The sequence below is a fragment of the Enterobacter cloacae complex sp. R_G8 genome, assembly GCF_024599795.1.
In the GTDB taxonomy this organism is placed as follows: Bacteria; Pseudomonadota; Gammaproteobacteria; order Enterobacterales; family Enterobacteriaceae; genus Enterobacter; species Enterobacter dissolvens.
The window spans coordinates 4,032,453-4,053,264 of record NZ_CP102246.1 but is presented as its reverse complement, the minus strand read 5'-3'; the positions used below and the strand labels follow the sequence as shown (position 1 = coordinate 4,053,264).

At 55.4% G+C, this 20,812-nt stretch carries 19 protein-coding genes; 14 read left to right on the top strand and 5 right to left on the bottom strand.

The features are described 5' to 3' along the window. Positions 1-75: 75 nt before the first annotated feature. From aroL to ppnP, 4 genes are all read left to right on the top strand, one after another. Positions 76-600: a shikimate kinase AroL gene (gene aroL / locus NQ842_RS19275; RefSeq protein ID WP_014830848.1), complete on the top strand. Its 525-nt coding sequence runs from the start codon at positions 76-78 to the stop codon at positions 598-600. Between the two features lie 44 nt (positions 601-644). Then, positions 645-836: a protein YaiA gene (gene yaiA / locus NQ842_RS19270; protein WP_046888870.1), complete on the top strand. Its 192-nt coding sequence runs from the start codon at positions 645-647 to the stop codon at positions 834-836. Between the two features lie 237 nt (positions 837-1,073). Further along, on the top strand, positions 1,074-1,751 hold the full coding sequence (locus NQ842_RS19265; protein ID WP_014830850.1) for an AroM family protein: 678 nt from the start codon (positions 1,074-1,076) through the stop codon (positions 1,749-1,751). A gap of 72 nt (positions 1,752-1,823) precedes the next feature. Next, the gene (ppnP, locus tag NQ842_RS19260) at positions 1,824-2,111 is read left to right on the top strand and encodes a pyrimidine/purine nucleoside phosphorylase (protein ID WP_013095819.1); all 288 of its coding nucleotides are present in this window, start codon (positions 1,824-1,826) and stop codon (positions 2,109-2,111) included. Between the two features lie 46 nt (positions 2,112-2,157). On the opposite strand, the gene rdgC is transcribed toward ppnP, so the two are convergent. Continuing rightward, complete coding sequence (gene rdgC, locus NQ842_RS19255; protein WP_013095820.1) at positions 2,158-3,072, bottom strand: recombination-associated protein RdgC; 915 nt, start codon at positions 3,070-3,072, stop codon at positions 2,158-2,160. A 123-nt stretch (positions 3,073-3,195) separates the two neighbouring features. On the opposite strand from rdgC, the gene mak reads away from it, so the two are divergent. Further along, positions 3,196-4,101 carry a fructokinase gene (gene mak / locus NQ842_RS19250; protein ID WP_014830852.1) on the top strand — a complete coding sequence of 302 codons (906 nt, stop codon included), beginning with the start codon at positions 3,196-3,198 and terminating at the stop codon, positions 4,099-4,101. 98 nt (positions 4,102-4,199) lie between these two features. Here mak and sbcC read toward each other — a convergent pair whose 3' ends face one another. Continuing rightward, a complete protein-coding gene (gene sbcC, locus NQ842_RS19245) occupies positions 4,200-7,331 on the bottom strand; it encodes an exonuclease subunit SbcC (RefSeq protein ID WP_257256214.1) in 3,132 nt (1,043 codons plus the stop codon). Further along, the gene (gene sbcD, locus NQ842_RS19240; protein WP_257256213.1) at positions 7,328-8,533 is read right to left on the bottom strand and encodes an exonuclease subunit SbcD; all 1,206 of its coding nucleotides are present in this window, start codon (positions 8,531-8,533) and stop codon (positions 7,328-7,330) included. Before sbcD ends, sbcC begins: the two co-directional genes overlap by 4 nt. 187 nt (positions 8,534-8,720) lie before the next feature. Here sbcD and phoB point away from each other — a divergent pair, with 187 nt between their 5' ends. From phoB to NQ842_RS19210, 6 genes are all read left to right on the top strand, one after another. Further along, a complete protein-coding gene (gene phoB / locus NQ842_RS19235; protein WP_003859122.1) occupies positions 8,721-9,410 on the top strand; it encodes a phosphate response regulator transcription factor PhoB in 690 nt (229 codons plus the stop codon). 21 nt (positions 9,411-9,431) lie between these two features. After that, entirely contained in the window at positions 9,432-10,727 is a 1,296-nt protein-coding gene (gene phoR, locus NQ842_RS19230) for a phosphate regulon sensor histidine kinase PhoR (RefSeq protein ID WP_046888874.1), read from the top strand. 409 nt (positions 10,728-11,136) lie between these two features. Beyond that, the gene (gene brnQ / locus NQ842_RS19225) at positions 11,137-12,456 is read left to right on the top strand and encodes a branched-chain amino acid transporter carrier protein BrnQ (protein WP_014830855.1); all 1,320 of its coding nucleotides are present in this window, start codon (positions 11,137-11,139) and stop codon (positions 12,454-12,456) included. Between the two features lie 81 nt (positions 12,457-12,537). Next, positions 12,538-13,911 (top strand): proline-specific permease ProY, encoded by a 1,374-nt coding sequence (gene proY, locus NQ842_RS19220; RefSeq protein ID WP_063412471.1) that lies wholly within the window; start codon positions 12,538-12,540, stop codon positions 13,909-13,911. Between the two features lie 155 nt (positions 13,912-14,066). Next, positions 14,067-15,884: a maltodextrin glucosidase gene (gene malZ, locus NQ842_RS19215; RefSeq protein WP_257256212.1), complete on the top strand. Its 1,818-nt coding sequence runs from the start codon at positions 14,067-14,069 to the stop codon at positions 15,882-15,884. A gap of 247 nt (positions 15,885-16,131) precedes the next feature. Then, on the top strand, positions 16,132-16,677 hold the full coding sequence (locus NQ842_RS19210; RefSeq protein WP_046888877.1) for an antibiotic biosynthesis monooxygenase: 546 nt from the start codon (positions 16,132-16,134) through the stop codon (positions 16,675-16,677). 114 nt (positions 16,678-16,791) lie between these two features. On the opposite strand, the gene NQ842_RS19205 is transcribed toward NQ842_RS19210, so the two are convergent. Together NQ842_RS19205 and acpH are read right to left on the bottom strand one after the other, a co-directional pair. Continuing rightward, complete coding sequence (locus tag NQ842_RS19205) at positions 16,792-17,394, bottom strand: peroxiredoxin (RefSeq protein WP_008503347.1); 603 nt, start codon at positions 17,392-17,394, stop codon at positions 16,792-16,794. Between the two features lie 127 nt (positions 17,395-17,521). Beyond that, the gene (gene acpH, locus NQ842_RS19200; RefSeq protein ID WP_047360798.1) at positions 17,522-18,103 is read right to left on the bottom strand and encodes an ACP phosphodiesterase; all 582 of its coding nucleotides are present in this window, start codon (positions 18,101-18,103) and stop codon (positions 17,522-17,524) included. A 92-nt stretch (positions 18,104-18,195) separates the two neighbouring features. Here acpH and queA point away from each other — a divergent pair, with 92 nt between their 5' ends. Genes queA through yajC form a run of 3 tightly spaced genes read left to right on the top strand, consistent with a single transcriptional unit; the run spans position 18,196 to position 20,804 of the window. After that, complete coding sequence (gene queA / locus NQ842_RS19195; RefSeq protein ID WP_046888879.1) at positions 18,196-19,266, top strand: tRNA preQ1(34) S-adenosylmethionine ribosyltransferase-isomerase QueA; 1,071 nt, start codon at positions 18,196-18,198, stop codon at positions 19,264-19,266. A gap of 55 nt (positions 19,267-19,321) precedes the next feature. Beyond that, on the top strand, positions 19,322-20,449 hold the full coding sequence (gene tgt / locus NQ842_RS19190; RefSeq protein WP_013095832.1) for a tRNA guanosine(34) transglycosylase Tgt: 1,128 nt from the start codon (positions 19,322-19,324) through the stop codon (positions 20,447-20,449). A 22-nt stretch (positions 20,450-20,471) separates the two neighbouring features. Next, complete coding sequence (yajC, locus tag NQ842_RS19185) at positions 20,472-20,804, top strand: preprotein translocase subunit YajC (protein WP_000007630.1); 333 nt, start codon at positions 20,472-20,474, stop codon at positions 20,802-20,804. Positions 20,805-20,812: the final 8 nt, after the last annotated feature.

The following is a 20,812-nucleotide window of genomic DNA, read 5'->3' as shown; positions in this document are numbered from 1 at the left end:
AAGTAAACGCAACATCTTCTGCAATTATTTCTTTACACTCTTCGGCCATCCGGCATCAAGGGGAAACACCTGGTTATGACCCAACCCATCTTTTTAGTTGGCCCCCGCGGCTGTGGGAAAACCACCGTTGGCCTGGAACTGGCGCGCGCCTGTCAACGCCATTTTATTGATACTGACCACTGGCTGCAGAAACAGGCCGGACAAACCATCGCGGAAATCGTTGAAAAAGAGGGCTGGGAAAGCTTTCGCAGCCGTGAAACGGCCGCGCTGGAAGCGGTGACGGCACCCGATGCCGTGATTGCCACGGGCGGTGGGATTATTCTGGCGGAATATAACCGCCACTTTATGCGCGAAAAAGGGATTGTGATTTACCTCTGTGCGCCGGTGGCTGCCCTGGTGGGGCGTCTGGAAGCGTTTCCGGAAGAGGGGCAACGCCCTGCGCTGACCTCCAGACCGCTCAGCGAAGAAGTGAGCGAAGTGCTGGCGGAGCGCGATGCATTATACCGCGAAGCGGCACATCACGTGGTGGATGCGTCAGCGCCACCCGAAGAGGTTGTTATTCAGATTATTACCGCCCTGCGTTTGGCTTGTGCCAGCTAACCGCCGTCTATACTTATAGCTCTGACATAATAAAAGGATGAGCTATGCCAACCAGACCTCCCTATCCGCGTGAAGCACGTATCGTTACCATAGAAAAAGGCCAGGGCGATCGCACCGTGACCTGGTATCAACTGCGTGCCGATCACCCCAAACCCGACTCGCTGATCAGCGAACACGAAACCGAGCAGGAAGCGCTGGATGCCAAACGGCGCTACGAAGATCCCGATAAGTCGTGAGTCAATTCCTGAATGGCCTAATACCGTGCGCACATCACACTTTTTACTCATCGTTAATGTTAAGCAAGAGTTAATATTTAGTTATTACAGGTAGCTTCGAAATGGGCAGGCGATCTTTACATTTCGGTGTGCGGATCACCTGCTACGCTTGGTGCTGTTTTGTTGAAAAAATGAACGGCACAGCGTAGTGAGCCTGTGCCTGTGTGAAAGTTTTGGTAGTAACGGAAGGCGATGAAGATGAAGGCGACGTTGGCGATCCTCACCATTGGTGTGGTGCCTGTAAGCGAAGTATTACCGCTCTTAACCGAGCATGTATCTGAACAACAGATCACGCATCTTAGCCTGCTGGGTAAGATAAGCCGGGAAGAGGTCATGGAAGACTACGCTGTCGAGGCGGGGGAGGATCCCCTGGCGACGTTATTAAGTGACGGTAAACTGGCACATGTATCCCGTCAGAAAGTCGAGCGCGCGCTTCAGGGAGTGATAGAAGTGCTCGATAATCAAGGGTATGACGTTATTTTGCTCATGAGTACCGCACCCATCAAAGGACTCGTCGCTCGTAATGCGATTTTGCTGGAGCCGATGCGGATCATTCCGCCACTGGTGGCCTCGATTGTTGACGGGCACCAGGTCGGGGTGATTGTGCCCATTGAAGAACTGATGGATAACCAGGAGGCAAAATGGCAGGTGCTTGAAAAAACGCCTCTGTATGCCCTGGCAAATCCGTTCTGGGACAGTGAGGCCAAACTCATTGCGGCCGGGAAGGAGCTACTGGAACGCGGGGCAGATGTGTTAATTCTCGACTGCCTGGGGTTTCATCAGCATCATCGCGATTTACTGCAAAAAGCGCTTGATGTACCGGTACTGTTGTCGAATGTTCTGATGGCGCGTCTGGCCTCAGAATTGCTGGCCTGATGATTTTGCGTGACAGGTCATGAGCATGGCCCCTATAGTGGATTTTTATCTAAAAAATATAAGGGCCAGTTCATGCTTCAAAGTAACGAATACTTTTCCGGTAAAGTGAAATCCATTGGTTTTACCAGCAGCAGCACTGGCCGCGCCAGTGTCGGCGTGATGGCTGAAGGGGAATACACCTTTGGTACAGCCGAAGCTGAAGAGATGACAGTGGTGAGCGGTGCGCTTAACGTCTTACTGCCGGGTGAAACGGAATGGAAAGTTTACTCTGCTGGCGAAGTTTTCAACGTCCCTGGCCACAGTGAATTCCATCTGCAGGTTGCTGAACCGACCTCTTATCTGTGCCGCTATCTGAAATAATCCTCTTCCCTCTCCCCTTTGGGGAGAGGGTCAGGGGGAGGGAAAATTATCTCTGCGCTTCTCCGCCGAGGCCTTCCACCAGATTCTGAATTAACGCGGCCAACTCGCCGGTCATCAGGATAAAGTCCGCATCAAAGCGCTGGGCGTAATCTTCACGATCGATATCTTCGTTCTGATCGCGCAGTTCATCGCAGAACTTCAGACGCTTAACAGAGCCATCATCACACATCACGAACTGAATACGCTGCTGCCAGTCGAGAGCGAGTTTGGTGACCACTTTGCCTGCTTCAATGTGCACGGCGATCTCGTCGCTCACCAGATCCTGCTTTTTCGCGCGGATGACGCCGCCATCTTCAAGCAGGGCCTTCAGCTCGGCCTCATCAAGGATCTGGAAGCCTTGTGCCGCCGTGCCGCTGCGCACCCATTCGGTCAGGGTTAACTCAATTGGCGTTTCCAGCGCCAGGGGCACCACCGGTAAAGAGCCGATGCTCTTACGCAGCAGGGCCAGCGTATCTTCCGCTTTTTTGGCGCTGGCGCAGTCCACCATGATCAGCCCGTTGACGGTATCGATCCACATCATGGTCTGGCTGAAGCGGCTAAACGCGCGCGGCAGCAGGGAGTGCAACACTTCGTCTTTCAGAGAATCTTTTTCAGTCTTTTTCAGCTTACGGCCCTGTTCGGCTTCAAGCTTGAAAATTTTCGCTTCAAGCGCCTGCTTCACCACCGGCGTGGGCAGGATTTTCTCTTCTTTACGGGCGCAAACAATGATTTGACCCGTGCTGCTGGCGTGGGTCAGGGCATCGCTTTGTGAACCCATTGGCGGAACCCAACCGGTTTTTGCCATATCCTGGCTTCCGCAAGGGGAAAAGGTATAAGCGGCTAACTGTTTTTCCATCTCTTCTGCACGCAGCGAAACGTCGCGGCTGAGACGGTAAACCATCAAATTTTTGAACCACAGCATGATAATTTCCACGGCCTTGTCGTTAAATCAGCGGGCATGATAACGAATTGTCGCATCGCTTGCATTGCTAATCGGGAAGCGTGCTTCTACTCTGTTGATAATCAAAATAATGAGGAGAGTCTTGTGCGTATTGGGATTGATTTGGGCGGCACCAAAACAGAAGTCATCGCACTGAGCGAGCAGGGGGAACAACTTTTCCGTCACCGTCTGCCCACGCCGCGCGACGATTATCACCAGACTATCGAGACGATTGCCCGGCTGGTTGAGATGGCAGAGCAGGCGACAGGACAGGCCGGCAGCGTCGGGATGGGCATTCCCGGGTCCATTTCGCCTTATACCGGGGTGGTGAAAAACGCCAACTCTACCTGGCTCAACGGCCAGCCCTTTGATAAAGATTTGAGCGCGCGTCTGCAGCGCGAGGTGCGTCTGGCGAATGACGCGAATTGTCTGGCGGTATCAGAGGCCATCGACGGTGCGGCGGCAGGGGCTCAGACCGTATTTGCTGTCATCATCGGTACCGGCTGCGGGGCCGGTGTGGCGTTCGGCGGGCGTGCGCATATCGGCGGTAACGGTACGGCGGGGGAGTGGGGACATAACCCTTTGCCGTGGATGGATGAAGATGAACTCAAATACCGTGTCGAAGTGCCGTGCTACTGTGGAAAACAGGGCTGCATAGAGACGTTTATTTCCGGCACCGGTTTTGCCACGGATTACCACCGCCTGAGCGGTCAGCCGCTTAAGGGGAACGAGATTATGCGCCTGGTTGAGGAGCAGGATCCCGTGGCGGAACTGGCGTTGAGCCGCTACGAAATGCGGCTGGCGAAATCGCTGGCGCATGTGGTGAACATTCTCGATCCTGATGTGATTGTGCTGGGCGGTGGGATGAGCAATGTCGACCGGCTGTACGCAACGGTGCCTGCTCTCGTCAAACAGTGGGTCTTCGGTGGCGAATGCGAAACCCCAATCCGCAAAGCCGTCCACGGAGACTCCAGCGGCGTGCGCGGCGCAGCGTGGTTATGGCCGGAATAAAAGCAAAACAGCAACGCACGTTGCGGTTTTTAATGTTTGTACCCTCTCCCTGTGGGAGAGGGCCAGGGTGAGGGCACCAGACCGCACCGATCCGCCTTTCACTGCACCGCATACTCCTTATCCAGCCTGCTATACCCCAGTCCATTAATCTTCTTCACTTTGATCTGCACCGGAATACGCTCCTTCATGGCCTCGACGTGGCTTATCACGCCGATGGTTTTCCCGGTGGCGTTTAGCGCGTCGAGCGCATCCAGCGCGGTGTCCAGCGTTTCGCTGTCGAGCGTGCCAAAACCTTCATCCAGGAACAGCGAATCGATTCGCGTTTTGTGACTCACCAGGTCAGAAAGCGCCAGCGCCAGCGCAAGACTGACGAGGAAGCTTTCGCCGCCAGAGAGCGTGCGGGTATCGCGCACGGCATCGGCCTGCCAGGTATCAACCACCTCCAGCTCCAGTGCGTCGCTGACTTTACGCTGGAGCAGATAGCGCCCGTGCAGGCGATTAAGCTGTTGGTTGGCGAGCCAGACCAGATTATCCAGTGTCAGACCCTGGGCGAATTTGCGGAACTTATCCCCGGTGCTGGAGCCTATCAGCGCATTCAGATAACCCCAGTCTTCGGCCTGACGTGAGGCCTCGTTAATTTGCTGCATCAGCGCCAGCTGATGCTGACGGTTATCGCTGTCCTGCTTAAGCTGCTGGCGGATCTCCCCCTGATGGGTGGTGTTGTCACGAAGCAGCTGCGCCAGCTGCTGTAGCTGTGCCTGCAGGGTTTGCGCGTTCGCGTCCAGCCCTTCCGGTCGCTGGCTCTGGTGGGCCTGCAACTGCTGTTCAGCCTGCCCGCAGAGCGCGATTACCTGCTGAAGCTGGCTCTCCAGTACCTGCTTGCGTTGCTCAAGACGGCGGATGGTCTCTTCATCCAGCAGCGCGGCGAGAAAGGCCTCCCGATTGGCGAAGCAGCTGGCTGCCAGGGCGGTGGCAAACTGCGTTGTGGCGTGCTGTAGCCGCTCGCTTTCCAGACCCTCCTGCTGCTGCAGGGTGGCAAGCTGGCTTTGCAGGGACAGGCATTCGTCGTGGATCTCGCGCCAGTTCTCAGGAATGGCCGGTTCCGCCTCGGTGTCATCGCCTGCCGGAAGCGTGTCGAGTAGAGGTTTCAGGATATTAATGCGTTCCTGAATCGCCGCATGCTGCGTCTGTTTTTCCTGCCACAGGTTGAATTCCGCTTCCCGGGCCTGCAGCCAGGCGGCTTCTGATCCCTCTTCAGGAACGTTCAGTGACAGTGCGAGCAGGGCGTTTTCCAGCGCCTGCCGCGTAGCCGACAGCTGCTGCTGATACTGGCGCTCCTGCGCTTGCTGTTCGTTAAGCTGATGTTGCAGGGTCAGGCGCTGGCTGAGCTGATAGAGCTGACGTTCGTACTGTTCCTGCTCGTTCATCCACGGGGCAATATCTTCCTGAATATTCAATGAGATATTCAGGGTGGCGCAGACCTCCTGCCACTCTTTAGTGAGCGCTTGCTCTTCCTGAGAGAGCGTCTGTGCTTCGTCTGTTTCTCGCTGGATCTGCTGCGTCAGGGCATTGACCTGTCCCAGCACCAACAGGCCTTCGTCTTTCAGCGCGGCGACCTCTTTTTCCAGCGCATCCCGGCGTCGCTGGTTATCGGTGAGTTCAAGCGCCTGATACGTCTCAACGGCAGGATGTTCACTGGAACCGCACAGTGGGCAGGGTTTACCCGCCTCAAGCTGCGAACGGTAGTTTTCCAGCTTTTTGATCGTCGCTTCGCTTTCGCACAATGCTTTCAGATCGACATAGTGCTGGTTTTTTTCTTTGTACTGCTGGCGGCGAAGCGTGAGCGTTTCATTGAGTTTTACCTGCTCGGCCTGCGCCTTTTGCCGGGTATCCGCGTTCTGCTGCAGCCGTTTTTGCAGTGGCTGATAGCGGGCATGAAGTGACGTCAGACGCTGACGGAAAGGGCGTGACCGGGACTGTTGCTCCATTGCCGCCGCGACGTCATCCGCCGTCAGCGTCAGGGCGTTTTCCGGCATGTCGGCGAGCTTCTGACGTAATTCCGCAACACGTGCTGCAAGTGTGGCAATCTGATGTTTATCGCGGTTCAACTGCGCGAAATGGGCGCGCCAGCCGGCAATCTCCTGGCCCCACACGCGGTAACGCTCATGCGCCGCAAGCCATGTTGCCTGGGTTGTCAGATCGATCTGCAGTTGTTGATGGGTACGCAGTGCCGTAAGTCGGATGCGCGAGCGCTGCGCGGTTTTGGCCTGTAAGCGAGTATTTACTTCGACAATGCGCTGTTTTGTCTGCCCGAGGCGCGTGGTCTGCTCTTGCTGGCTATCCCACAGGGGGCGAAGCTGGGCGGCGGGCTGCGCAAGCTGGAGCTTTGCCAGCTCAGGCGCGGCCTCCGTCAGGGCCTGCTGCGCCTGCTGTTGCATGAGCATGACGCGCTGTTGCTCGCGAATAAGCTCGTCGTTGCGCGTCAGCCACTGAAAATCTCGCTGTTGGTTCTGCTGCTGAGTCAGCAGGGTTTTCTCTTCCTCAGTAAGTGCCTGCAAACTCTGCTGTAACTGCTGTTGTTGCGCTTCGCTCAGTAGCACCACGCCTGCGGCCTGCGCCTCGCACTTCTCAAGCGCGGTACGGGCGGCTTTATGTTTCTCGAACACCATTGCTGAAATCTGGCCGTAGATCTCCGTACCGGTCAGCTCCTCCAGCAGTTCGGCGCGATCGCCCGGTTTCGCATTGAGGAAGGCGGCAAATTGCCCCTGAGAGAGCAACATTGAACGGGTAAAACGGCCATAATCCAGCCCGGTGAGCGCGGCGGTTTGCTCCAGTTTATCCGTCACTTTGTCGGCCAGAATTTTACCGTCTTCACAGCGCGCCAGTTCGACGCGCGGTGCCTGCAGGTTCCCGTCTGGCTGATTTCGCGCGCGGTTCTGGCTCCAGAACGCGCGGTATGCGGTGCCTTTTACCTCAAACTCCACCTCGGCCAGGCACTCGGCAGTATCGCGGGTCATCAGGTCGTTTTGTGCCTGGGAGACTTTTTGCAGACGGGGCGTTTCGTGGTAAAGGGCCAGACAGATGGCGTCGAGCAGGGTGGTTTTTCCGGCACCGGTCGCGCCGGTAATGGCGAACAGTCCGTTGCTGGCAAACGGCTCAGCGGTAAAATCAATTTTCCACTCGCCCTTCAGGGAGTTGAGGTTTTTCAGACGCAGGCTCAGAATTTTCATGCGTTGTCTTCCTCATCAGTAAGCGCGTGCAGAGTATGGCGGAACAGCTCGTTAAGCCTTGCGCGCGTTGTGTCGTCAATCTCTTCCTGCGACAGTCGGCGTTCAAATACCTCTTCCACCTTCAGTTCGCTGAGCGTTTCACGTTGCGCACCCAGTAGAACTTTCTCGCGCTGTTCGCGGCTGCGGCGTACCAGTAAGACCTCGACGGGCAGATCTTCCGTCAGTGCCTGGATTTTACGCTGCATATCATGCAGATAGTCGTCGGTTGTGATTTCGATATCCAGCCAGATGGGGGGATTTAGCTCGACACCGCGCCATTGCTCCAGCTGGGCGGTAATGGCCGCCAGATCGCCCTTCAGCACCGCCAGCGGTTGGGTGACGGGCACCTCCAGCGACGCCACGGCGCTGAGTTTGCCCTCGTTAAAGCTCACCAGATGAACACATTTGGCTTTGCCGGTCTCATCAAAACTGAGCGCAATGGGTGAGCCGCAGTAGCGAATGTGCTCGCAACCGCCAATGACCTGTGCCCGGTGAATATGTCCGAGCGCGATATAATCCGCTGGCGGGAAATGTTGTGCCGGGAAGGCGTCCAGCGTGCCAATATAGATGTCACGTACCGCGTCACTTTTACTGGCACCGACGGTGGTGAGGTGCCCGGTGGCAATCACCGGAATGGCCTGCTCACCGCGCAGGGCGCAGGCATCGGTATATTGTTGGTGATAATAGTCAGTGATGCTCTGCAGCAGATGCTGCTGTTTTTCCCCGCCTGACATCCCCGCCTGACTCTGCACGATATCGCGTGGGCGCAGGAAGGGAACCGGGCACAGCACCGCCCCCGGTGTACCGTCACGTTTTTTCAGGATCTGCGGCGCATGTCCGGCACTGGCCACCACGGTAGTGTTAAGGAAGGCCAGGATGTCGCGGGATTCATTCAGCGTTGCGACGGAGTCATGGTTACCGGCGACAATCACCAGATGACAGCCGGTTTGTTGCAGATTTACCACGAAGCGGTTGTAGAGCTCACGCGCATAGCTTGGCGGCGAACCGGTGTCGAAAATGTCACCCGCAACAATAATCGCATCCACCTCGTGCGATCGGGCCGTGTCCAGCAGCCAGTTCAGGAACGCTTCATGCTCCGCTGCCCGGCTCTTGCTGTAAAAGTTTTGACCCAGATGCCAGTCCGAGGTGTGTAATATGCGCATAGCGAATCCGTGGCAAAAAAAGGGAATGGGGATTATAAACTTTCAGAAGCTGGAAAATAACCGCTGTAATAAAACAACGGTTTGCCATTTTACGTGGTACTGTTTTTCATAAATCTGTCATAAATCTGACGCATAATGACGCCGCATTACAAACTTGTAACTTAAATAAGATAAGACAGGGCAAAGTATGGCGAGACGTATTCTGGTCGTAGAAGATGAAGCTCCAATTCGTGAAATGGTGTGCTTCGTGCTCGAACAAAATGGCTTCCAGCCAGTTGAAGCGGAAGATTATGACAGCGCGGTGAACCAGCTGAATGAACCCTGGCCCGATCTGATCCTGCTTGACTGGATGTTGCCTGGCGGCTCCGGACTGCAGTTTATCAAACACATCAAGCGTGAAGCGATGACCCGCGATATCCCCGTTGTCATGCTTACCGCGCGCGGTGAAGAGGAAGATCGCGTGCGCGGCCTGGAGACTGGCGCAGACGATTACATTACCAAACCCTTCTCACCGAAAGAGCTGGTTGCCCGCATTAAAGCTGTGATGCGCCGTATTTCACCGATGGCGGTGGAAGAGGTCATTGAGATGCAGGGCCTGAGCCTTGATCCGACCTCGCACCGCGTTATGACGGGCGAAAATCCCCTCGACATGGGGCCTACCGAATTCAAACTCCTGCATTTCTTTATGACTCACCCGGAGCGTGTTTACAGCCGCGAGCAGTTGCTGAATAACGTCTGGGGAACTAACGTGTATGTCGAAGACCGGACGGTTGACGTACATATCCGCCGCCTGCGTAAAGCGCTGGAACTGAGCGGCCACGATCGCATGGTACAGACGGTCCGCGGCACGGGTTATCGTTTTTCTACCCGTTTCTGAACAATGACAGGAGTGTGACGCGTGCTGGAACGTCTGTCATGGAAAAGGCTCGTCTTTGAACTGATCTTATGTTGTATTCCGGCCTTCATTTTGGGGGCCTTTCTTGGATACCTGCCGTGGTTTCTGCTGGCGTCCGTGACTGGGCTGCTGATCTGGCATTTCTGGAACCTGCTGCGCCTTTCCTGGTGGCTATGGGTTGACAGAAGTATGACGCCTCCGCCGGGAAGCGGGAGCTGGGAGCCGCTGCTTTACGGTCTGCACCAGATGCAGATGCGTAATAAAAAGCGCCGTCGCGAGCTGGGAAGCCTGATCAAACGCTTTCGCAGCGGTGCGGAATCGCTGCCGGATGCGGTCATTCTGACCACGGAAGAGGGGACGATCTTCTGGTGTAACGGTCTCGCCCAACAGCTGCTGGGCCTGCGCTGGCCGGACGATAATGGCCAGAACATCCTCAACCTTCTGCGTTACCCGGAGTTCACGCAGTATCTGAAAAAACGTGATTTCTCGCGTCCGCACAATCTGAAGCTCAACAATGGTCGCCATCTTGAAATTCGGGTGATGCCCTACAGCGATCAGCAGTGGCTGATGGTGGCGCGTGACGTCACCCAGATGCACCAGCTGGAAGGGGCAAGACGCAACTTCTTTGCGAACGTGAGCCACGAGCTGCGCACGCCGCTGACGGTACTGCAGGGCTATCTGGAAATGATGCAGGAGCAGACGCTTGAAGGTGCGCCGCGTGAGAAAGCGCTGCATACCATGCGCGAGCAGACGCACCGTATGGAAGGGCTGGTGAAGCAGCTGCTTACGCTGTCGAAGATTGAGGCGGCCCCGACGCTTGCCTTAAATGACACCATCGACGTACCGATGATGCTGCGGGTGGTGGAACGCGAAGCGCAAACCTTAAGCCATAAAAAGCATCATCTGACCTTTGACGTCGATAACAGTCTGAAGGTGCTCGGAAGCGAGGATGAACTGCGGAGCGCTATCTCTAACCTGGTCTATAACGCGGTTAATCATACTCCTGAAGGAACGGATATTGTGGTGCGCTGGCAGCAGACGCCAGTGGGTGCTGAGTTTAGCGTCGAGGACAACGGGCCGGGCATTGCGCCTGAGCATCTTCCACGTCTGACCGAGCGGTTTTACCGGGTGGATAAAGCACGCTCCCGGCAAACCGGGGGAAGCGGGCTGGGGCTGGCGATTGTGAAGCACGCGGTGAATCACCATGAAAGCCGTCTCGATATTCAAAGCACGCTGGGCAAAGGAACCCGTTTTAGTTTCGTCATTCCGGAACGATTAATTGCCAAAAAAATCGCCTGACAGCAGGTGTGTCATTTTACCTTTCCACGGGTCAGCCTTTGCTGGCCCGTTTGCTTTGCAGTAAAGCGAAACGTGAATGAATTTTATACGGCTGATGCTTTTTTGTTCGCATGATTAGCCATGGGTTTTTCATGATATTAGCGAATTATTCTGGTTGGTATTTTCATGCTGGTATATTGTTCTGGTTTTACGATCCCACCTTGCCTTTAAACGTTATAAGCGTTTAAATTGCCCCCCAGATACTGTCAGACCGACTGTATTTGCGTGGTAAATCGAAAAACTATTCTTCTCCACGCCAGGACGGGAGCATATCCCGCTGAAATTGAGCAAAATTTCCGCTGTATCGTCCCGTCACGGATGGCGAAAATCTCAATATATTCAACACGACATCCACAGGCAGTAAGGTTTTATGACCCATCACTTAAAATCGCGTGACATCATCGCGCTGGGCTTTATGACATTTGCGCTGTTCGTTGGCGCAGGTAACATCATTTTTCCTCCAATGGTTGGCTTACAGGCGGGTGAACACGTCTGGACAGCAGCGTTTGGTTTCCTGATTACTGCCGTGGGCCTGCCGGTATTGACCGTGGTTGCGCTGGCGAAAGTTGGCGGTGGCGTGGATAGCCTCAGCACCCCGATTGGTAAAGTGGCTGGCGTTCTGCTGGCGACGGTGTGCTATCTGGCCGTTGGCCCGCTGTTTGCGACCCCGCGTACCGCTACCGTCTCCTTCGAAGTGGGGATTGCGCCGCTGACCGGTGACGGCGCGATGCCGCTGTTCATCTACAGCCTGGTCTACTTCGCGATTGTCATTCTGGTCTCCCTCTATCCAGGCAAACTGCTGGATACCGTGGGTAACTTCCTGGCCCCCCTCAAAATTATCGCGCTGATCGTGCTGGCGGTGGCGGCCATTATCTGGCCTGCGGGTCCGATCAGCAGTGCAATGGATGCGTACCAAAACGCGGCCTTCTCTAACGGATTTGTGAACGGCTATCTGACAATGGATACGCTGGGCGCGATGGTGTTTGGTATCGTTATCGTGAACGCCGCGCGTTCCCGTGGTGTGACCGAAGCGCGTCTGCTGACCCGCTATACCATCTGGGCTGGTCTGATGGCCGGTGTGGGCCTGACGCTGCTCTATCTGGCGCTGTTCCGCCTGGGTTCCGATAGCGCGACGCTGGTGGATCAGAACGCGAATGGTGCGGCAATCCTCCACGCTTACGTCCAGCACACCTTTGGTGGCGCAGGCAGTATGCTGCTGGCTGCCCTGATCTTCCTGGCCTGCCTGGTGACGGCGGTTGGCCTGACCTGCGCCTGTGCGGAGTTCTTTGCCCAGTACCTGCCGCTCTCTTACCGCACGCTGGTGTTTATCCTTGGCCTCTTCTCCATGGCGGTGTCTAACCTTGGTCTGAGCCACCTGATCCAGGTTTCCATTCCGGTGCTGACGGCCATCTATCCGCCGTGTATCGTGCTGGTGGTGTTGAGCTTTACGCGCCCGTGGTGGAATAACTCCTCGCGAATTATTGCGCCAGCCATGTTTATCAGCCTGATTTTTGGTATCCTTGACGGGATTAAAGCATCAGCGTTTGCTCAAATACTGCCAGCCTGGACACAGCGTCTGCCGCTGTCTGAGCAAGGTCTGGCCTGGCTGATGCCTACCGTTGTTGCACTGGTTCTGGCCATTATCTGGGATCGTGCTGCAGGGCGTCAGGTCGCATCGAACGCCCATTAATCAACGGCAACAAACTGTTTAACCACGGGGCTTAAGGCCCCGTGGTTTTTTGTTTTTTTCGTGTTGAATGGCAAGATTTAAATGGAAAGCACTAACAAACTCAAACGTGGGCTGAGCACGCGCCACATTCGCTTTATGGCGCTCGGCTCCGCTATCGGTACCGGTCTTTTTTATGGCTCGGCAGATGCCATCAAAATGGCCGGTCCAAGCGTTCTGCTGGCCTACATCATCGGTGGCGTGGCGGCGTATATCATCATGCGTGCGCTGGGAGAGATGTCGGTTCATAACCCGTCAGCCAGTTCATTCTCGCGCTATGCGCAGGAGAATTTAGGCCCGCTGGCCGGGTTTATCACCGGCTGGACCTACTGCTTCGAAATTCTGATTGTGGCCATTGCCGACGTCACCGCCTTTGGCATCTACATGGGCGTCTGGTTCCCGGCGGTTCCGCACTGGATTTGGGTGTTGAGCGTGGTGCTGATTATCTGCGCCGTCAACCTGATGAGCGTGAAGGTCTTCGGTGAACTGGAGTTCTGGTTCTCCTTCTTCAAGGTTGCCACCATCATCATCATGATTATTGCCGGTTTCGGCATCATCATCTGGGGGATCGGTAACGGCGGCCAGCCAACCGGTATTCATAACCTCTGGAGCAACGGTGGCTTCTTCAGCAACGGCTGGCTCGGCATGGTGATGTCGCTCCAGATGGTGATGTTCGCCTACGGCGGGATTGAGATTATCGGGATTACCGCCGGGGAAGCCAAAGACCCGGAGAAGTCCATTCCGCGCGCCATCAACTCGGTGCCGATGCGTATTCTGGTGTTCTATGTGGGTACTCTGTTCGTCATTATGTCTATCTATCCCTGGAACCAGGTGGGGACGAACGGCAGTCCGTTTGTGCTGACTTTCCAGCATATGGGCATCGCCTTTGCGGCCAGCATCCTGAACTTCGTGGTCCTGACTGCGTCGCTTTCGGCGATCAACAGTGACGTCTTTGGCGTGGGCCGCATGTTGCACGGCATGGCCGAGCAGGGCAGTGCGCCAAAGGTCTTTGCCAAAACCTCCCGCCGCGGCACGCCGTGGGTGACGGTTATGGTCATGACCGTCGCACTGCTGCTGTCGGTCTACCTGAACTACATCATGCCGGAAAACGTCTTCCTGGTGATTGCGTCCCTGGCGACCTTCGCCACCGTGTGGGTGTGGATCATGATCCTGCTGTCGCAGATTGCGTTCCGCCGTCGTCTGTCGCCGGAGGAGGCAAAAGCGCTGAAGTTTAAAGTTCCAGGCGGTGTTGCAACGACCGTCGTCGGGCTGATCTTCCTGGTGTTTATCATTGGCCTGATTGGCTACCATCCCGATACCCGTATTTCTCTCTACGTGGGCTGTGCGTGGATCGTGCTGCTGCTGGTGGGTTGGGTGTTTAAATGCCGCCGCGACCGTCAGCTGGCGCAAGCGCAGTAATATTTTATGCCCTCTCCCAACGGGAGAGGGTGAGGGCATCAGGTTGTACTGATGCCTCCTCCCCCGTCCTCCTCCCCCAATAAATCACGTCATGGTGAGCTAACCTTAACTACCCTGTGGCAAGGTGACGTCAATTTCATCAAAGGGGATTCGTGATGTTAAACGCCTGGCACCTTCCGGTTGCCCCATTTGTTAAGCAAAACAAAGACAACCTTGTGATTACGCTCTGGCTGGCGGGGGAAAACCAGCCTGAACGCGTGACGCTCCGCGCCGAAATAGATAACGAAGAGACGGCGCTGAAAATGCACAAGCAGCGCAGCCAGCTGCAGCCGGGGATCACGGCGTGGCGAGCGAATATCGACCTGAGTAGCGGACAGCCTCGCCGCCGCTACAGCTTCAAACTGCTGTGGAATAACCGCCAGCTGTGGTTTACCCCGCACGGATTTAGCCGTTTTCCTCCGGCGCGGCTGGAGCAGTTTGCCGTCGATTGCCCGGACGCTGGCCCGCAGTGGGTTAACGATCAGGTCTTTTACCAGATTTTCCCGGACCGCTTTGCGCGTAGCGAAACGCGCACCGCAGAGCAGGATAAGGTCTATTACCACCACGCCGCAGGACACGACATTATTCTGAAAGAATGGGATGAACCGCTGACCGCGCAGGCGGGGGGTTCCACGTTCTACGGCGGAGATCTGGACGGCATCAGCGAAAAGCTGCCGTATCTGAAGAAACTGGGCGTGACGGCGCTGTACCTTAATCCGGTGTTTAAAGCGCCAAGCGTGCATAAGTACGATACCGCAGACTATCGCCACGTTGACGTTCAGTTTGGCGGCGATGAGGCGCTGTTGCGCCTGCGTAAAAACACGCAAAAAGAGGGCATGCGTCTGATTCTGGATGGCGTGTTTAACCACAGCGGTGACTCGCACGCGTGGTTTGATCGACATAATCAGTCGATGGGCGGGGCGTGCCATAACCCGGATTCACCCCAGCGCGACTGGTACAGCTTCAACGAGGAGGGCCGCGCGCTGGACTGGCTGGGCTATCCGAGCCTGCCGAAGCTGGATTTCCAGTCGCCAACGCTGGTAAACGAGATTTATGGCGGTGAAAACAGCATCGTGCGCCACTGGTTGAGTGAGCCATGGAATATGGATGGCTGGCGTCTTGACGTGGTGCATATGCTCGGTGAAGCGGGCGGGGCGCGTAATAACCTTCAGCACGTCGCCGGGATCACCCGTGCAGCAAAAGCCGCGCAGCCGGAGGCGTTCGTGTTTGGCGAACATTTTGGTGACGCGCGCCAGTGGTTGCAGACGGACGCGGAAGATGCGGCGATGAACTATCGCGGCTTTACCTTCCCGCTTTGGGGATTCCTTGCTAACACCGATATTTCCTACGATCCGCAGCATATTGATGCGGAAACCTGCATGGCGTGGATGGATAACTACCGCGCCAGCCTGTCGCATCAGCAGCAGTTACGGATGTTTAACCAACTGGACAGCCACGATACTGCGCGTTTTAAATCCTTGCTCGGTAAGGATGTCGCGCGTCTGCCGCTGGCGGTGACCTGGCTCTTTACCTGGCCGGGCGTGCCGTGCATCTACTATGGCGATGAGGTGGGGCTGGACGGGAACAACGATCCGTTCTGTCGCAAAACCTTCCCATGGGATCCGGCGAAGCAGGACAAGGCGCTGTTCAGCCTGTACCAGCGTCTGGCGAAGCTGCGTAAACAGAGCCAGGCGCTGCGCTATGGCGGTTGTCAGGTGGTTTATGCCCACGACAACGTGGTGGTGTTTGTCCGCGTCTATAATCAGCAGCGCGTGCTGATCGCCATCAACCGGGGGAAGGCCTGTGAAGTGGTGCTGGATGACTCGCCGCTGCTGCACGTAAAGGCGTGGCACGTGAAAGAGGGGAAAGGGGCTATCCAGGAAGGGATACTCTCGCTACCCGCTATTTCTGCATCCATCTGGTTCGGTCATTAATCCCTCACTGCAACCGGTTCTTATGCCGGTTGCAGACTTTATCCCTCAGTTGTTCTGATTATTTCAACAGAGGGGACAAATATCTTTGCTATTCCCCAGATTAAATCTCGCTATACTCAAATTGCTTTATTCGTCAGGGCCCTTTCTTCTGTAGCACTCCAAAACGTCGGCTTTAAATATATTAGTGGATATCTCTGGCCAGAATCACTGGCGGGATCTCTCGTCCATTACCGATCAGGCAACTTTTATGGCGCAAAAAACACATGTGACGCTGGTGATCACCCATACCTTGCTACCGGGACAGGCTGAGCGCTATGAACAATGGCTTGGCAAGATCATGCCCATCGCGGCGGAATTTCCCGGCCATCTGGGCGCGAACGTGATCCGCCCGTCCGAAGGGCAAAACCTGTGGACGGTCATTATCCGCTTCGACACCCTTGAACATCTCTATGCCTGGACCCAGTCTGATACCCGCAATGTGCTGGTGAAAGAGATTGAACCTTTGCTGGCAGAAGGCGATAAAACCGAAGTGCGCACTGAGGCCGCTTTCTGGTTTACCCCGCCGGAACCGCATGTGCGTAAGCCAAAACAGTGGAAACAGTTTCTTATTACCCTGCTGGTGATCTTCCCCAGCACCAATCTGGTGCCGCAGGTGACCGGTGCGCTGCTGCCTGGCCTTAAAGGCTCATTGCTGCTGCATTTGATTAACGATGCCTGTGTGGTCGCGCTGGTCGTCTGGCTGTGGATGCCCATCGTGACCCGTCTGTTTGCCGGATGGCTGAAAAAAGTCTGATGTGGCGAAAGGGTCAGATGAAAGCGGTAATACCGATCTTATCCAAAGGTAAGATCCTGGCGTTTTAAAACAAAAAGGCCCGCATAAGCGGGCCTTTTTCGTAAACCGTGCCGATTACAGGCTGGATACGTTCTCGGACAGGTATTTCGCAACGCCGTCTGGGGACGCAGCCATACCTTCTTTGCCTTTTTCCCACTGAGCCGGGCACACTTCACCGTGCTCTTCGTGGAACTGCAGCGCGTCAACCATGCGCAGCATTTCGTCGATGTTACGACCCAGTGGCAGATCGTTCACAACCTGGTGACGCACGATACCGTTCGCGTCGATCAGGAAGGAACCACGCAGTGCAACGCCAGCGTCCGGATGTTCGATACCGTAAGCCTGCTGGATTTCGCGTTTGATGTCCGCAACCATTGCGTATTTCACCGCACCGATGCCGCCTTTGTCGACAGGGGTGTTACGCCATGCGTTGTGTACAAATTCAGAGTCGAAGGAGACGCCAACCACTTCTACGCCACGCTTCTGGAATTCTTCATAACGTTTGTCGAACGCGATCAGCTCAGACGGGCAAACGAAAGTGAAGTCCATTGGCCAGAAGAACAGAACGGTCGCTTTACCGTTGGTGTGCTGTTTGAAGTTGAAGTTTTCAACGATTTCGCCGTTGCCCAGAACTGCTGCAGCTGTAAAATCCGGAGCCGGACGAGTTACCAGAACCATATGATTCTCCTGTAGATACTAAGGTTATTTGGAACGCAACGCGAGCCAGTATAGAGAGTGTTCATGGATAAGACAAAGAGGTGGTGACAATCGTTCCGCCAGCTTTTACCTATCAATGCGAATTCTGTCAGAGCTGTTTGTTTTTCGCCTGCGCCATCATGCGCGGGTAAAACTGCCAGAATCGCGTTTCCAGCGCAGCGTAATGTTCATCCAGGTCGTACCAGGAGTCGCGCAGGGCATCCAGCCGCGGGCGACGACTCGCCATCCCATTCAACACATTCTGGATGAAGTCCATCTCGCGATACCGCTCAAGCCAGCGCTCTGACCACAGGTAGTTATTCAGATTGACAAAGCGCGGCGGCGAGTCGGGCAGAATGATCGACACCTGCTGATGGGCATAGCGCACAAATTCGGGCAGGGGCATCTCCGGAGAGAGTTGTGCCCAGTGGCGCGACAGGAAATGGTCCCACATCACATCAAGCGAGATCGGCGCGACGCGGCGCGTTTCGGGGCGAAACCACGCTTTGGCCTCGGTCACTTCCGGCAGGTTATCCGTCATGACATCAATACGACGATGCATAAAGATCCCGTCGACAACGTCAGCGGACCAGGTCTCGGCGGGGTTGCCGCGGACGAAATCGGCCAGCAAATTGCCGGAAAGGGAGCTGTCAGCGAGGTGAGCGAGATGCAGGTGAGCGAGAAAATTCATGCGTTTTATTTGTCCGGGGGCGGCTAGTTGTTGCAGCAAAAGGGTGTGAGCACTAGACTATGCCGCCTGTTTTTAAGTCACGAGTATACGTCATGCGCGTCGCCGATTTCTCCTTTGAACTACCTGAATCCTTGATTGCTCACTATCCCATGCCTGAGCGCAGTAGCTGTCGCTTACTGTCACTGGACGGGCCAACGGGCGAGCTGACGCACGGTACTTTCACCGATCTGCTCGACAAGCTCAACCCTGGCGATCTGCTGGTCTTTAACAATACCCGCGTGATCCCGGCGCGCTTGTTTGGCCGTAAAGCCAGCGGCGGCAAGATTGAAGTGCTGGTCGAACGTATGCTCGATGATAAACGTATTCTGGCACATATTCGCGCTTCTAAGGCGCCGAAGCCGGGCGCTGAGCTGCTGCTGGGTGACGACGAGAGCATCAAAGCGACCATGACGGCGCGCCACGATGCGCTGTTTGAAGTGGAATTTAATGATGAGCGCACGGTGCTCGACATTCTCAACGCTATCGGCCATATGCCGCTGCCGCCATACATTGAGCGTCCGGACGAAGAGGCCGACCGCGAGCTGTACCAGACCGTCTACAGTCAGAAGCCTGGCGCGGTCGCGGCGCCAACGGCGGGACTGCACTTTGACGAACCGCTGCTGGAAAAATTGCGCGCAAAAGGCGTGGAGATGGCATTTGTGACCCTGCACGTCGGCGCGGGCACCTTCCAGCCGGTGCGGGTAGACAGCATCGAAGATCACATCATGCATTCTGAGTATGCTGAAGTGCCGCAGGAGGTTGTTGATGCGGTTCTGGCGGCAAAAGCGCGCGGCAACCGCGTGGTTGCGGTGGGCACCACCTCCGTACGTTCACTGGAGAGCGCTGCCCAGGCGGCTCAACAAGATCTGATCGAACCGTTCTTTGGCGATACGCAGATCTTTATCTACCCGGGCTATCAGTACAAAGTCATCGATGCACTGGTGACCAATTTCCATCTGCCTGAATCGACGCTGATTATGCTGGTCTCCGCCTTTGCGGGGTATCAGCACACCATGGCGGCATACAAGTCTGCGGTAGAACAAAAATATCGCTTTTTTAGCTACGGGGACGCGATGTTTATCACGTACAATCCGCTGGCTTTGAATGAGCGTGTCGGGGAATAAGTCCGCGGCACCGGAATAATGTGTTGGACTGTTTTTCTGACACAGAGGAATAAAAATGAAATTTGAACTCGATACCACCGATGGCCGCGCGCGTCGCGGTCGCCTGGTGTTTGATCGCGGCGTGGTGGAAACCCCCGCGTTTATGCCTGTGGGGACTTACGGCACCGTAAAAGGGATGACGCCGGAAGAAGTAGAAGCCACTGGCGCCCAGATTATCCTCGGTAATACCTTCCACCTGTGGCTGCGTCCTGGTCAGGAGATCATGAAGCTTCACGGCGATCTGCATGACTTCATGCAGTGGAAAGGCCCGATCCTGACCGATTCTGGCGGTTTCCAGGTCTTCAGCCTGGGCGACATTCGCAAGATCACCGAAGAGGGCGTCCACTTCCGTAACCCGATCAACGGCGATCCGATTTTCCTCGATCCTGAAAAGTCGATGGAGATTCAGTACGATCTCGGCTCCGACATCGTGATGATCTTCGACGAATGTACGCCATACCCGGCGGACTGGGATTACGCTAAACGTTCCATGGAGATGTCGCTGCGCTGGGCGAAGCGTAGCCGCGACCGTTTTGACTCCCTTCAGAACAAAAATGCGCTGTTCGGCATTATCCAGGGCAGTGTTTACGAAGATTTACGCGATATCTCTGTTAAAGGTCTGGTAGAGATAGGTTTTGATGGCTACGCTGTCGGCGGTTTAGCTGTGGGTGAACCGAAGGAAGACATGCACCGTATTCTGGAACATGTTTGTCCGCAAATCCCGGCAGATAAACCCCGTTACCTGATGGGTGTGGGTAAGCCAGAAGATTTGGTTGAAGGTGTGCGCCGCGGTATCGATATGTTCGACTGCGTCATGCCAACCCGTAACGCGCGTAACGGTCATCTGTTTGTTACCGATGGCGTGGTGAAAATCCGTAACGCGAAGCATAAGAGTGACACCAGTCCGCTCGATGCCGAGTGCGATTGCTACACCTGTCGCAATTATTCTCGTGCGTACCTGCATCATCTCGATCGTTGCAATGAGATTTTGGGCGCGCGTCTCAATACCATTCATAACCTTCGCTATTATCAGCGCTTAATGGCTGGTTTACGCAAGGCTATCGAAGAGGGTAAATTAGAGAGCTTCGTGACCGATTTTTACCAACGTCAGGGTCGAACCGTTCCACCTTTGAACGTTGATTAATATTAATAATGAGGGAATTTGAATGAGCTTTTTTATTTCTGATGCGGTAGCGGCAACAGGTGCTCCAGCGCAGGGCAGCCCGATGTCTCTGATTCTGATGCTGGTTGTGTTCGGTCTGATCTTCTACTTCATGATCCTGCGCCCACAGCAGAAGCGTACCAAAGAGCACAAAAAGCTGATGGACTCCATCGCGAAAGGTGATGAAGTCCTGACTAACGGTGGTCTGGTCGGTCGCGTAACCAAAGTGGCTGAAAGTGGCTACATTGCTATCGCCCTGAACGACACCACTGAAGTGGTTATCAAACGTGACTTCGTAGCTGCCGTTCTGCCGAAAGGCACCATGAAGGCGCTGTAATCCCAACT

Coding starts and splice junctions, on each gene's coding strand:
- NQ842_RS19210 (WP_046888877.1), top strand. CDS start 16,132: ATGGCGCAAAAAACACATGTGACGCTGGTGATCACCCATACCTTGCTA.
- tgt (WP_013095832.1), top strand. CDS start 19,322: ATGAAATTTGAACTCGATACCACCGATGGCCGCGCGCGTCGCGGTCGC.
- rdgC (WP_013095820.1), bottom strand. CDS start 3,072: ATGCTGTGGTTCAAAAATTTGATGGTTTACCGTCTCAGCCGCGACGTT.
- yajC (WP_000007630.1), top strand. CDS start 20,472: ATGAGCTTTTTTATTTCTGATGCGGTAGCGGCAACAGGTGCTCCAGCG.
- ppnP (WP_013095819.1), top strand. CDS start 1,824: ATGCTTCAAAGTAACGAATACTTTTCCGGTAAAGTGAAATCCATTGGT.
- brnQ (WP_014830855.1), top strand. CDS start 11,137: ATGACCCATCACTTAAAATCGCGTGACATCATCGCGCTGGGCTTTATG.
- queA (WP_046888879.1), top strand. CDS start 18,196: ATGCGCGTCGCCGATTTCTCCTTTGAACTACCTGAATCCTTGATTGCT.
- NQ842_RS19265 (WP_014830850.1), top strand. CDS start 1,074: ATGAAGGCGACGTTGGCGATCCTCACCATTGGTGTGGTGCCTGTAAGC.
- sbcC (WP_257256214.1), bottom strand. CDS start 7,331: ATGAAAATTCTGAGCCTGCGTCTGAAAAACCTCAACTCCCTGAAGGGC.
- malZ (WP_257256212.1), top strand. CDS start 14,067: ATGTTAAACGCCTGGCACCTTCCGGTTGCCCCATTTGTTAAGCAAAAC.
- yaiA (WP_046888870.1), top strand. CDS start 645: ATGCCAACCAGACCTCCCTATCCGCGTGAAGCACGTATCGTTACCATA.
- NQ842_RS19205 (WP_008503347.1), bottom strand. CDS start 17,394: ATGGTTCTGGTAACTCGTCCGGCTCCGGATTTTACAGCTGCAGCAGTT.
- phoB (WP_003859122.1), top strand. CDS start 8,721: ATGGCGAGACGTATTCTGGTCGTAGAAGATGAAGCTCCAATTCGTGAA.
- aroL (WP_014830848.1), top strand. CDS start 76: ATGACCCAACCCATCTTTTTAGTTGGCCCCCGCGGCTGTGGGAAAACC.
- sbcD (WP_257256213.1), bottom strand. CDS start 8,533: ATGCGCATATTACACACCTCGGACTGGCATCTGGGTCAAAACTTTTAC.
- proY (WP_063412471.1), top strand. CDS start 12,538: ATGGAAAGCACTAACAAACTCAAACGTGGGCTGAGCACGCGCCACATT.
- acpH (WP_047360798.1), bottom strand. CDS start 18,103: ATGAATTTTCTCGCTCACCTGCATCTCGCTCACCTCGCTGACAGCTCC.